At 42.9% G+C, this 13,728-nt stretch carries 9 protein-coding genes; 6 read left to right on the forward strand and 3 right to left on the reverse strand.

What is annotated here, in order from left to right:
• Positions 1-97 precede the first annotated feature (97 nt).
• Genes BI182_RS09310 through BI182_RS09325 form a run of 4 tightly spaced genes read left to right on the forward strand, consistent with a single transcriptional unit; the run spans position 98 to position 4,465 of the window.
• On the forward strand, positions 98-808 hold the full coding sequence (locus tag BI182_RS09310; RefSeq protein WP_148638755.1) for a tRNA 2-thiocytidine biosynthesis TtcA family protein: 711 nt from the start codon (positions 98-100) through the stop codon (positions 806-808).
• Positions 809-859: 51 nt separating this feature from the next.
• The gene (locus BI182_RS09315) at positions 860-1,546 is read left to right on the forward strand and encodes a response regulator (protein ID WP_070370080.1); all 687 of its coding nucleotides are present in this window, start codon (positions 860-862) and stop codon (positions 1,544-1,546) included.
• On the forward strand, positions 1,546-3,354 hold the full coding sequence (locus BI182_RS09320) for a HAMP domain-containing sensor histidine kinase (RefSeq protein WP_228882773.1): 1,809 nt from the start codon (positions 1,546-1,548) through the stop codon (positions 3,352-3,354). Before BI182_RS09315 ends, BI182_RS09320 begins: the two co-directional genes overlap by 1 nt.
• The gene (locus tag BI182_RS09325; protein WP_286807350.1) at positions 3,335-4,465 is read left to right on the forward strand and encodes a TolB-like translocation protein; all 1,131 of its coding nucleotides are present in this window, start codon (positions 3,335-3,337) and stop codon (positions 4,463-4,465) included. The genes BI182_RS09320 and BI182_RS09325 overlap by 20 nt, the downstream gene beginning before the upstream one ends.
• A 71-nt stretch (positions 4,466-4,536) precedes the next feature.
• On the opposite strand, the gene pyk is transcribed toward BI182_RS09325, so the two are convergent.
• The 3 genes from pyk to BI182_RS09340 all read right to left on the reverse strand — a co-directional run bounded on the left by pyk (position 4,537) and on the right by BI182_RS09340 (position 10,961).
• Complete coding sequence (gene pyk / locus BI182_RS09330) at positions 4,537-6,279, reverse strand: pyruvate kinase (protein ID WP_228882771.1); 1,743 nt, start codon at positions 6,277-6,279, stop codon at positions 4,537-4,539.
• A gap of 175 nt (positions 6,280-6,454) precedes the next feature.
• The gene (locus tag BI182_RS09335) at positions 6,455-7,411 is read right to left on the reverse strand and encodes an ATP-dependent 6-phosphofructokinase (RefSeq protein WP_070370084.1); all 957 of its coding nucleotides are present in this window, start codon (positions 7,409-7,411) and stop codon (positions 6,455-6,457) included.
• A 1-nt stretch (position 7,412) separates the two neighbouring features.
• The gene (locus BI182_RS09340) at positions 7,413-10,961 is read right to left on the reverse strand and encodes a DNA polymerase III subunit alpha (RefSeq protein ID WP_286807358.1); all 3,549 of its coding nucleotides are present in this window, start codon (positions 10,959-10,961) and stop codon (positions 7,413-7,415) included.
• Between the two features lie 512 nt (positions 10,962-11,473).
• Between BI182_RS09340 and glpK the strand changes: the two genes are divergently transcribed.
• Both glpK and BI182_RS09350 read left to right on the forward strand, forming a co-directional pair.
• Complete coding sequence (gene glpK, locus BI182_RS09345) at positions 11,474-12,964, forward strand: glycerol kinase GlpK (protein WP_286807366.1); 1,491 nt, start codon at positions 11,474-11,476, stop codon at positions 12,962-12,964.
• 140 nt (positions 12,965-13,104) lie between these two features.
• The gene (locus BI182_RS09350) at positions 13,105-13,716 is read left to right on the forward strand and encodes a glycerol-3-phosphate responsive antiterminator (RefSeq protein ID WP_148638760.1); all 612 of its coding nucleotides are present in this window, start codon (positions 13,105-13,107) and stop codon (positions 13,714-13,716) included.
• The last annotated feature ends 12 nt before the right edge of the window (positions 13,717-13,728 follow it).

The following is a 13,728-nucleotide window of genomic DNA, read 5'->3' on the forward strand; positions in this document are numbered from 1 at the left end:
TGCCATTAAGTCTATATTGTACCTTTTATGAATGATTTTGACAAGCTTCGGTTAAGGAACACTTACTTCGGCATCATGATAAACACAGGAGCACTCAATGAAAAAAATTCTTGGCCCCCTACGTCGGGGGGTTGAAAAATATCAAATGATTAAGCCCGGTGACCGCGTTGCTGTCGGTTTGTCCGGTGGTAAAGATAGTACCGCACTATTGGTCGCCATGAAGCGCTTTCAGTACTTTTCGCCAGTCCCTTTTGAACTGGAAGGAATTACCCTCGACATGGGCTTTGGGGGCATGGATCTGACTCCATTGATTGATTTATGTGCCCGCCTGGATATCCCTTATACCATCAAAAAAACTTCCATTGGACCAATCGTTTTTGAAGAACGACAGGAAAAAAATCCCTGTTCACTCTGCGCCCGGATGAAACGAGGTGCCCTCCACGATCTGGCGATTGAGCGGGGTTGTCGTACCATTGCCCTGGGTCACCATGCCGACGATGCGATTGAGACTTTTTTTCTTAGTCTGTTTTATGAAGGACGAATTAACACCTTCTCACCGGTAACCTATCTGGATCGAAAAGACATCACCCTGATCCGACCCTTAATTTTTGTTAAGGAACGAGATATTATCGGCGATCCGGAAATCAAAACTCTACCGGTCATCCCGAGCACCTGTCCTGCCGATGGCCATACGAAACGGGAAGACATCAAAATGATGATTAAAAATCTCCGCAAAACCATTCCGGATCTGGATGACCGGGTGTTAGGCGCCATCCAAAATAAGGAACAGTTGAACTTGTGGTTTTAATCTCTAATTAATAATATTTTATTATAGTAACAAAAGAAAGTAGGTATAAAAATGAATGAAAAAATTCTCGTTGTCGATGATGAAGCATCGATTGTTGATTTAATAAAATTGGAACTGGAATTTGAAGGTTATCAGGTGGAAACTGCCAGCGACGGTGTGGAAGCCGTCGAAAAAGCACTGGCGATTCACCCCGATCTGATTGTACTGGATATCATGCTGCCCAAGAAAAACGGTTATGATGTCTGTCGGGAACTCTCCCCCCAGCTCGGTGTTCCGATTATCCTTTTAACCGCTAAAACTGATATTATTGATAAGGTTTTGGGACTGGAACTGGGTGCAGATGATTATCTGACCAAACCTTTTGACAATCGAGAGCTGTTAGCCCGGATCAAAGCCCATCTGCGTCGTTCAAATATTACCATTGAGCCCCAAAAACAAGAATCACTCCTTAAAAATGGTGATTTGAGCATTTATGCCGATGAGCGAATGGTCATGCTGGATGGCAAAGAAATTCATCTTACTCCCAAAGAGTTTGAGTTACTCTTTTTGCTGGCCTCCAATCTGGAACAGGTTTTCCCCCGAGATACCCTACTGGAAAAAATATGGGGATATGATTATTATGGCGATACCCGAACCGTTGATATGCACGTTCAGCGCATCCGCCGTAAAATTGACACCCAGGGCAATAAATACATCCAAACTGTTTTTGGAATTGGATATAAAATGAGGAAACTTTAATGCAACTAAGCTATCGGGTTCGAATGATCTTATACAACATTCTGCTTTTTGCTTTTGCATTTTTAATTGTTGTATTTTGCGTTTTTCAGGGAACCTCCTATTACTACATCAATCAAACAAAAGATGACTTACAAAAAACAGCCCAGGACTCCACCTTGTTTATCAGCCAGGAATTAAAAAACATTCAAAGCTCTGACCCTCTAAAAAACCGGTTTATCGGCAATAGTCTGTATCTCTCTAAAAGCATTTCTGAAAAAGAAAACCATCGGGTTCTGCTGTTTGACACAGAGGGCAATCGCATTGCGGACTCCGTCGATGAGACGACCATCAATAATATCCTTAACACCGAACTTGAGCTGTCGTTGGCTGAGAATGCCCCGGTATTTACCCTCAAATCGATTAATGATGCCAGTATGGCTTATTTTACCGCCCCAATTACCATTGATAATAGCATTGTGGGATACATTGGTTTTGTATATTCGATGCATGAAATGGATACTTTTTTGCATGTTGCCGGGATCCTTTTTGCGATCGGCGGACTGATTGGTCTGTTGGTTCTAATTTTTGTCACCATGTCATTCTCGAAACACTTTTTTCAACCGATCAAAGATCTGACGAAGATCTCCAAAGAAATCAATCATGGCAATTATAATTTGACGATTTATTATAAGCACACCGATGAAATCGGCGATCTGACCCAGGCCTTTAATGACATGGTTACCAATATCAACAATGTCATCCTGCAGCTGGAATCGGAGCGAAAACGTCTGGCCGGAGTTTTGGCATCGATTGATGACGGGCTCTTGGCCATCGATAAGAATGGCAATATAATCACCTCAAACAGTTACATTAAAACGTATTTCAATGTCAGCAATCCCAAAACGATTTATGACTTTCAATATCAGTCATTTTTGCGGGATATCTTTGACAGCCTTAAGAACGGCAAGGATCATATTTCTGAAGAAATTGACTGCAACAACCGGAATCTTTTGCTCATTGGCAGTCCCATCCGGGAAAAAGGTTTTGAAGAAAACTATATGATTATTATCCGTAACATGACCGCTGCCCGGCATATTCAGGAAGAACAGCGAAAATTCATCAGCAGTGTTTCCCATGAGTTACGCACCCCACTAACGACGATTATTGGCTATACGGATATGCTTACCCGTCGACAGGTGGCAGATCCGGAAATTATCAACCGCTCGCTGAATACCATCAACCGTGAAGGGCACCGATTGTTGCGCTTGGTTGATAATTTATTAAATGTGAATAAATTTGATAAAGCCGAGTTTGATTTTAAGAAAACGAATCTAAACATCGTTTTGCTGCTTTCCGATGTCGTCGAACAAATGCAGATTAAAGCCAGCCAGTCCGACGTTGAAATTAACTATGTGTCTGACGAACTTCCAGAAATTTTGGGAGATTATGACCGGCTTCAGCAGGTCTTTATCAATATTATTCATAACGCCATCAAGTACTCAAACCGTGGTGATATCATTGATGTTGTATCTGCCATCGAAGATAATCACATCGTGGTGTCCATCCGGGATTATGGTCCGGGGATTTCAGAAATCGAACAAAAGCGCATTTTCAATGCTTTTTATCGGGTTGAAGAAGATCGCTCCCGAGGTACTGATGAAGGCGGTTCCGGATTGGGCCTCTATATTGTCAAGCAGATTGTCGAAAAACACGAGGGGAAAATCGACATCGTCAGTCAGGTTGGCGAAGGTACCAATATTATTGTCACCCTTCCCATTCTATCGGTTTTAATTTATGGAGGTGATCAAGATGAAAAAAACGCAAAATAAACTATGCTTTTTTGCTCTCATCCTCTTAATTCTGATCACCAGCAGCGGCTGCCAGAACCTCTTTATTCCCACTAACGTTCCGGTTGTTTTGCGCAATGATCCGGTCTCCAGTAAGCCATCCCCCCAGCAAATCAGCATTCAATCCTATACGATGGCGTCTCCCGGAGTGGTTCAGGACATCACCAATAGTGGCAACAATCTGGTTCTTTTCACCTTTGGTACGACCTATAACATCAACACCTATAACACCGAAACCATGCAGTTGTCGGCTTTTGTCAATTCTGATAAAAAAGCCTTGAGTGCCCTTTATGATACCTTTGATACTGGTATCTATTATGCCGAAAAGCTGATTGATCCGCTTACTGGCAATGTTGGCAGCCAGATTATCTGGTCAGATGTCAATCAAAATACTACCCGGGTTATTTCCCTTCCCGAAGAAAACGTCATTCAACACTTCGGCATTGGCGATTCCGGCCAGGTAGTCTATGCCAACAACAACAACCAAATTGTTCTGGCCGATAGCGAGGGAAATCGTCAGGTTTACAGTGTCCTTAATAACTATACTATTTTGGCTGTTGACTTCATCAGTCAGGAGAAAGGTTTTATCTTTATTGCCACCGATCCTCAAAACGAAGAGCGAACCAATTTATATTACGCCAAAATGAAAGATGGGTCGAACGAACTGGCTTCAACGATGATTGCCGAGAATGTGAGCAGTTTTGATATAAACGATTTAACCAATCAGGTTGTCTTTATTAAAAACAGCGGAGATGCCCAAAGTATTCGCACCTGGAACACCAGTGCCAGTACCACAAACAGCCTCGCTACTGGTAGTTACAAGTCAGCCCGGTTTACACCCAATGGGGAACGGATTGTCTTTACCCAAACAACGCCAAATTCCGATTCTCAGCTAAAATCAATCTGGATTATGGATGCCAATGGCAAAAATCCGCTCCAACTTACAGCCCCACTGAATATCAATTCTGAGATTATCTGTCATCCATACAAGTCGGTGCTTTTTTTCTCAGTCGAAAAAAGCTCTGACAGTATCAGTTCTGCTGATGAACATACCCTATCCCAAACCTATCAGCTCACTTACAAAATTGACTGAAGCGAATTTGTTCCACAAAAAAGCGACCGTATTGAAAAACAACGGTCGCTTTTTTGAATATTTATGGCTAATTACATCATTTGAACCCGCCCCTGATAGACAACCCCACGTTTGGGGTCAACTGAGATCAGCTTACCATGTTCCAGAATCTCCAGCGCTTTAACAACATTTACAATAACCGGAATATCATAATGAAGTCCAGCAATTGCACCTTCCGAACTGAGTCCACCTTCTTCCGTAATTATTGCAGAAGCCAGTGGCAAGACCTGGCTGACCTCCGGTGTCAGGGTTTTTACCACTAAAATATCGCCTTCCCGGAAATCATCCAGGTTAGCCGCAGTAATAAGCTTGGCATGGCCAGTCACAGGTTTTTTGCCAATACCCACCCCATTGATAATCGCATTTCCAACGGTATGAACTTTGATCATATTGGTATTTCCCTGAACGCCCAGCGGGACACCGGCGGCGACTACTGCCAGATCACCAAATTTGACATAACCCTGTTCGACAGCTTTTTTGACCACGTCCATAATCATTGTATCCGTGTCGCCAAACTCTGGCGTATAAATACAATTGACTCCCCAAACCAGGGCTAACCGACGGACGGTTGTTACCTTATCGGTTACCGCCAGAATGCCGCAATCCGGGCGGTATTTAGAAATCATCCGGGCGGTGTGTCCTGACGATGTTGCCGCAATAATGGTTTGAGCATCCAACTGTTCAGCAATCTGGCAGGCCCCTTCGCTAACGGCATTGGTAATGGTCAGCTCGCCATGATCAGGTTTTTTCCGACGGGCATACTCCTCTGAATCTTCGCTTTTTACGACAATATTATACATCGTCTTGACAGACTCAACCGGATAGGAGCCAGCTGCGGTTTCACCAGATAACATCACAGCATCGGTTCCATCAAATACCGCATTGGCTACGTCGCCAACTTCAGCCCGGGTTGGTCTGGGGTTACGCATCATTGAATCCAGCATCTGCGTGGCCGTAATAACCGGTTTGCCCAGTAAATTACATTTTCTGATAATCGTTTTTTGAACCAAAGGAACATCTTCCGCAGGAATTTCTACCCCTAAATCCCCTCTGGCGACCATGATCCCATCTGAAACATTTAGTATCCGGTCAATGTTCTCAACACCTTCCTGATTTTCAATTTTAGAAATAATGTCAATACGGTCGCCGCCATTACGTTCCAGAACTTTTCTAATTTCCAGTACATCATGAGGCTTTCTGACAAAGGATGCCGCCACGTAATCAACCTTCTGCTGGATGCCAAAAATAATATCACTGCGGTCTTTTTCAGTCAGTGCTGGCAATTCAATGCTCATCCCTGGCAGGTTAATACTCTTTTTACTGCCCAGGGTTCCACCGTTTAAGACGCTGCAAACCATCTCCGTGTCAAAAACGTCTTCCACTTCCAGCTGAATTAAACCATCGTCAATCAGAATTCGACATCCTGGTGATACTTCATTGGGAAGATTTTCATGGGAAATGCTGAATCGCTTTGCATCGCCCGAAATTATTTCAGTCGTTAACGTTACCTTTTCTCCAGCCACCAATTCCACTTTTCCAGCACTTAGTTCTCCGGTTCGGATTTCCGGGCCTTTGGTATCCAACATAATCGCCACCGGGATTCCCAGCTCTTTTCGCACTTCTTTAATCCGCGAAATTCTGGCAGCATGTTCTTCATGGCTACCATGAGAAAAATTCAACCGTGCCACGTTCATTCCATTGAGAATAAGTTCTCGTAGTATTTCCTTTGTATCTGCTGCTGGTCCTAACGTGCAGACAATCTTAGTTTTTTTCATTTTCTACCTCTTTTCATATTTAATCTGTATTATAAAATAACGGATGAGGCCGTTAAGTCTCTACCAACATCGTTATTGGTTTTTGTTGCGATCTTTGATTTACCTATTTTAAACTAATTTCAACGGAGATGAGCCGGTCACCATATACAGTGGTGCCGATTTTTCCTGATTCATTTTAAATGGATAATACCGAGGCCATATCGTAAATATCCTGACGGAAGATTTTTGGCATTTGCAGTGCTTCCTCAATGGGAATGCCCAGATACGACCCACAGCGCTGCGCCATCACCGTTCCAGTTTCTTTTTTGACAATACTTAACACCGCATTATATCCCATAAAGCTGGCCAGATTCCGATCCATATTGGAGGGTGAGCCACCTCTCTGGATATAACCCAAATTGGTGCCCTTGGTTGTGACCTGGGTTTTCTCTTCGATCTTGACGCAATAATCCCGGTAATTACCGCACCCCTCTGCAAGCATCACAATACTATGAAGTTTGCCCCGGTCTTTACCCTGGAGCAGACGCAGGCAGATAGCATCCAGATCGGTTTCAACCTCCGGCAAGATCAAGGCTTCTGCCCCTCCTGATAATCCAGCAAACAGGGCGATATCGCCACATTTTCGCCCCATTACCTGAACCACATTAATGCGGTTGTGCGAATAGGTGGTATCTCTGATCTTACTGATGGCATCAAGAGCGGTTGTCACTGCAGTATCAAATCCAATGGTATAATCAGTAAAGCCCAGATCATTATCAATGGTACCGGGAATTCCCACCACACTCGCCCCCAGTTTCTGAAGCGCCAAAGCACCATTCATACTGCCATCACCACCGATAACAATCAGGTGCTCAATCCCATACTCCTCGAGCACGTTGGCGCTTTGCCGCACCCCGGCATCCGTTGCAAAAAACTCACTTCGGGATGTTCGTAATACAGTTCCACCCCGCTGCAGAATATCAGCCACCGAGTAAACACTAAGGGGTGTAATGTCCCCTTCGAGTAATCCTGAATAGCCCCGATTAATTCCGTACACTTCTATTTTATTATAAATTGCTGTCCGCACAATGGCTCGAATACAGGCATTCATTCCGGGTGCATCGCCTCCACTGGTTAAAACTCCAATTCTCATTTTACTTTACCTCCACATTTTTTATTCCTAAAATTTGGCCTAATTCTGTGATCAGTTTTTCTTCAGGAGTAACCCATAAATCTTTATTGGCTCCAAAATGTTTATTTTCGTTTTTCAGATATAACACCACCGGCACCGGCCCCGGATACCTAATTAGAATCGATTTAACTGAATTTATCAAGGTCTTTTCTGTTAAATCCCCTAAACTCAAAATCAGTTTTTGTCGGTTCTGCACGCCGCCATTAGTGGTATAGGTAGCGGTTTTTTCTTTTACTTCAAGGTTCTCTCTGTTTTTAGGAGGCTCGCCGATGGGATAGATTTGCGCCGCAATCACCGAGGTTCGAGCTTCCTCATTGTAATTGATCCGGCCCTTGATCACGACCGGCTGATCAGGTTTTAAATAGCGACGATATTCATCATAGGTTTTGGGAAAAACCACTACCTCGATCCGTCCATACAAGTCTTCCAGGGTTATAAACGCCATCATCTGACCTTTTTTTGTCATCATGGTTTTTAATTCCACAATTAACCCGCCAATACTGACCTGTTGTCCATCCCTGATCCCAGCATCTTTTAAATCCTGATAACTGTCAACCAGATTGGAAAACAAGCTGACTGTTTTTTTGAGGACATCCTCATATTTCTCCAGTGGATGGCCGGTAACGTAGAGACCTAAAACCTCCTTTTCCATTGCCAGCCGTTCCTCTTTGGAAAACGGCTGTTTTTGCGGGAAGTGGTCTTCTTTCAAGTTCGTCAGTTCTTTTGAACCGCCCAGTCCAGCCAAATCCAACAGAGACATCTGCCCGGAGATCCGGTCTTTCTTTTCCCGCTGTACCTGATCAACAATCAGTTCAGCCGTAGCCAGCATCTGTGCCCGGCTACTGCCGATCGCATCAAATGCACCACCTTTGATAAGACTTTCGATACTCCGCTTATTAAGGGATTTGAGATCCACCCGTTCACAAAAATCCCGGAGATTCTGAAAATCCCCTTTCGCTTTTCGAGCTTCAATGATAGCGGCGATGGCGTTTTTCCCCAGACCTTTAACCGCTCCCAATCCAAAACAGATGGAATTGCTGGAAACACTGAATTTCTCATAGCTGGCATTAATACTGGGTGGTAATACATGAATACCCATTTTTCGGCAATCTTCAATATATTTTGCCACTTTTTTCTCATCATCCATAATGCTGGACATTAACGCCGCCATAAACTCTGTGGGATAATAACACTTCAGCCAGGCCGTCTGGTAGGCAATCACTGCATAGGCCGCAGCATGGGATTTATTAAAGGCGTATTTGGCAAAATCTTTCATCTCTTCAAATATTTTTTTAGCAGCCGTTTCGGAAACGCCACGTCGAATAGCACCATCGATGACAACTTTTCCTGTTTCATCCACCTCACCATGGATAAATACCTGACCCTCAGCCTCCATCACACTGCTCTTTTTCTTGGACATGGCCCGCCTGACCAGATCACTTCGTCCCATTGAAAAGCCGGCCACGTCCCGAAAAATCTGCATGACCTGTTCCTGATAAACCATGCACCCATAGGTTACGTTTAAGATTTTTTCAAGGATGGGATGGTCATAGGTTATCTGCGATGGATTTTTTTTATTCTCAATGTAGCGGGGAATCTGATCCATGGGGCCAGGTCGATACAGTGAAATTCCGGCGATAATATCTTCAAAGCTACCGGGCTGAAGATCCTTGATAAACTGCTGCATGCCCCGGCTCTCCAGCTGAAAAACACCCAGGGTATCCCCTTTTGAGAGCATTTCATAGACCTTGGCATCATCCATTTCCAGACTGTCCAGATCCAGCCGCTTGCTGATGCTATGTTCAATATTTTCCAGGGCATCCCGGATCACCGTCAAGGTGCGCAAACCCAGGAAATCCATTTTCAACAGGCCCAGGTCTTCCAAAAGACCCATCGGAAACTGGGTTGTGATCACATCATTGTTGCGAAACAGCGGAATGTACTCCACCAGTGGCAAATCAGAGATGACCACTCCGGCTGCATGGGTGGAGGCATGTCGGGATAAGCCTTCTATGGATTGAGCCGTTTTTACCAGTTTGGCAATATCCGCATCGCCCTCTTCCATCTTTTTAAGTTCAGGATTTTCCATCAACGCTTCTGCAATGGTAATATTCACCCCGGGATGAATGGGTATTTCTTTAGCCACCCGATCGACCAGATTATAGGGCATATCCAATGCTCGACCAACATCCCGAAGAGCCCCCCGGGCTGCCATGGTTCCAAAGGTTATAATCTGTGCGACCCGATCTTCGCCGTACTTGTTGACGACATAATCGATGACTTCCTGTCGTCGTTCATAACAAAAATCCACATCAATATCTGGCATCGTTACCCGCTCCGGGTTTAAAAAACGTTCAAACAGCAATTGGTATTTAATCGGATCGATGGTCGTTATCCCCAGGCTGTAGGCAACCAGACTACCGGCGGCACTTCCCCGTCCCGGTCCAACCATAATCTGGTTATCTTTGGCATACTTGATAAAATCCCAAACGATTAAAAAATAATCATCAAAGCCCATATTATGAATGGTTTTTAATTCAAAAACCAGACGATCCAGTAACTCGTCAGTCAGCTCTGCGTATTTCTTTGACAGCCCTGTCATGCAGAGTTCTTTTAAATAGTTTTCTGCGGTTTTTCCGGGAGGTAATTCAAATTGGGGTAGATGGGTTTTTTCCAAATCAAAACTGACCTGACAACGTCTGGCAATCCGGTTGGAATTTTCAATAGCTTCCGGCATGTCCGAAAAGAGCTTGCTCATTTCTTCCGGACTCTTTAAATAGAACTCGTTGTTGGGAAAACGCATTCTTTTTTCTTCGGAAACAGTCGCAGCAGTTTGAATACATAGAAGAATGTCATGGTTTTCACTGTCTTCTTTACGAACATAATGGACATCATTGGTGGCAACCAGAGGAATGCTCAATTTTTTCGACAATTGAATCAACCGTTCATTAATTAGCGCTTCTTCCCGGAGCCGATGATCCTGAACCTCTAGAAAGAAATGATCCTTACCAAAAATATTCTGGTAAAGCAGACAGCGCGCTTCAGCGCCGGCCAAATCATTGTTTAAAAGCATTTGAGGGATTTCACCGGCAATACAGGCGGACAGGCAAATAATCCCCTCGCTGTGATCCCGCAAACACTCATGATCCACTCGGGGTTTATAATAAAATCCATCAACGAATCCTTTTGAGACAATCTTCATGAGATTTTTATACCCCAGATTGTTCTCTGCTAACAAGATAAGATGGGCTCGTTCCTTGTCATAGGCCGGATCTTTTTTTTCAAGACCTCTGGGCGCTACGTATACTTCACACCCGATTACCGGGTGGATTTTTTCAGCAAGGCAGGCTTTGTAAAAATCAATGGCTCCAAAAAGCACCCCGTGATCGGTTAGTGCAATACTGTCCATCCCGCTTTGTGCTACCGCTTTAACCAGCTCATCGATTCGGCCGAAGCCGTCGAGTAAACTATACTCACTATGTACATGAAGATGTGTAAATTGTTTTTCCATCTTTTTTTCCACTCTACTGTTAAAATTTAGTTTCATAATTTTTTAACTATTTCCGATTTCTTTAATTTTTATTATAGCATAGATTCTTAAAAATGAATAGACATTTTGTCCCGGTCGGATGATATTGATCCCGGTTCGCTTTATCTTATATCTTTCCTACATTATATACTATTTTTAAGTGATTATTAAATTTCATTTGAAATGATTAGCGATAATCATCGTTTTATTTGTTATTTTTTTAACGTTGTTTTTTTACCGGTAATCCTTTACATTATTTCTGAGTTATGTTATTATGTGTTCGTAAATAATTTTACGATTGTTTGCGAAATGATTTAATAATTTCATATATTGGCAGGAGTTATGGAGGGCCGTACTTTCGTTTTTACATTAAGAGAATATGTAAATCTGTTAGTATGTGCTTTTTTTGTTTGCTTCTGTTCCTTTCCTTATGGTTTCATTATGTTTCTCAAACATAATTAAATAAATAATTAAATAAATAGGGGGTTATACTTATGAAAAAGTATATCTTATCACTGGATGCAGGAACCACGAGTTCAAGAGCGATTTTATTTAACCATGACAGCGAAATCGTTAGTGTTGCACAAAAAGAATTTACTCAAATCTATCCAAAAGCCGGTTGGGTTGAACATGACGCCATGGAAATTTGGGCTACCCAAAGTGGTGTTGTTACTGAAGCAATGTCAAAAATTGGCGCAACCGCTGAAGAGATTGCTGCTATCGGTATCACAAACCAACGTGAAACAACTGTCGTTTGGGACAGAAAAACTGGCGAACCTATTTATAATGCCATTGTTTGGCAATGCCGTCGTACTGCATCTTTCTGTGATGAATTAAAAGCCCGTGGTCTGGAAGACTACGTTCGTGAAAACACCGGTCTTGTAATCGATGCATACTTCTCCGGAACAAAAATCAACTGGATTTTAAATAACGTTCCTGGTGCTCGTGAAAGAGCAGAAAAAGGCGAACTGGCTTTCGGTACTATTGATACCTGGTTAATCTGGAAATTAACTGATGGTAAGGTACATGTAACTGATTATTCAAATGCTTCCCGTACCATGGCATTTAATATTAAAACCCTCAAATGGGATGAAAAAATGTTAAAAGAACTGGATATCCCTGCTTCTATGTTACCAGAAGTTCGTCCATCCTCTGATGTTTATGGCACAACTTCTCTTTATGGCACTGAAATCCCAATTGCCGGTGCTGCTGGTGACCAACAGGCTGCCCTCTTCGGACAAGCTTGTTTCGAACCTGGAATGGCTAAAAATACTTATGGAACCGGTTGCTTTATGCTGATGAACACAGGTGACAAACCGGTTAAATCTAACAGTGGTTTGGTTACTACCATTGCCTGGGGCCTGGATGGTGAAGTCGATTACGCCTTAGAAGGTTCAATCTTCGTTGCTGGTGCGGCCATCCAATGGTTAAGAGATGAAGTCAAATTAGTTGACTCTGCTCCAGACAGCGAATTCTATTGTAATAAAGTTGCTGATACTAATGGCGTTTACATGGTTCCTGCATTCGTAGGACTAGGCGCTCCACATTGGGATATGTATGCCCGTGGTGCAATTCTGGGATTAACCCGTGGTGCCAATAAATCACATTTAATCCGAGCAACGGTTGAATCTTTAGCTTATCAGACAAAAGATGTTCTGGATGCTATGGAAAAAGACTCTAATATTAAATTGGCGGCATTAAAAGTAGATGGTGGCGCTTGCGCTAACGATTTCTTAATGCAATTCCAGGCTGATATCTTAGGCGTTCCTGTTGATCGTCCTTCGATCGTAGAAACAACCGCTATGGGTGCTGCTTACCTGGCTGGTCTGGCTGTTAAATTCTGGGATGGTAAAGCTGATGTAACCAACGCCTGGAAACTTGACCGTTCATTCAAACCTGCGATGGATGCCGATGTTCGTGCAAAATTATATGCTGGCTGGTTAAAAGCTGTAGAATGCTCTAAAGGCTGGGAAGACGCAGAATAATCTGTTGTCCCTAAAGAAATATTTGTAACATCAATTGTTGGGGTGTTTTTGACACCCCAACAATTCAGATTTTTCTCTTTCCTATTTTTGTGATTGTGTTATAATGAATTTACAAATACAATCCGACCGGGAGGAGTTTTATGTCGACGAGAAAGTGTCTTCTCATGTTTCAGAACAACCCCATCATTGTCGCCGTTCGTAATCCTAAAGATATTTACGATGCCATCCATTCAAAATCACAAATCATCTTTCTGCTGACTGGCAACGTATATAATTTGAAAAAGATGGTGGAACTTTGTATCAAAGCCGATAAATATGTGTTTACCCATCTGGATCTGATTAAAGGTTATTCACAGGATAATTATTTTATTAAATATCTAAAAGATGAGATCAAGCCAACAGGGATTATTACCACTAAAAACAATATTATCACTCGGGCCAAACAGGAAGGTCTGATGACGGTTCAGCGTCTATTTCTATTGGATTCTTCAGCCATGGATATTTCAATCAATTCGGCCAAGAAAATTAAGCCCGATGCCATCGAAATTCTGCCTGGCCTGGTTCCAAAGCTGATCACAGCCGTTAAGAAAGAGGTCGATATTCCAATAGTTACCGGGGGATTCATCGAGACAGAGGAAGAAGTTCGTTCTTGTCTAGCTGCTGGTGCATTATCTGCCAGCACATCTCACAAGCCATTGTGGGATAAAATAGAGCTTATTCGGGAAGAGCAACGATTGCTACACAAGGAATAAGTAAAAATAAAA

The sequence above is a fragment of the Acetobacterium sp. MES1 genome (assembly GCF_002237635.1).
Lineage (GTDB): Bacteria > Bacillota > Clostridia > Eubacteriales > Eubacteriaceae > Acetobacterium > Acetobacterium wieringae.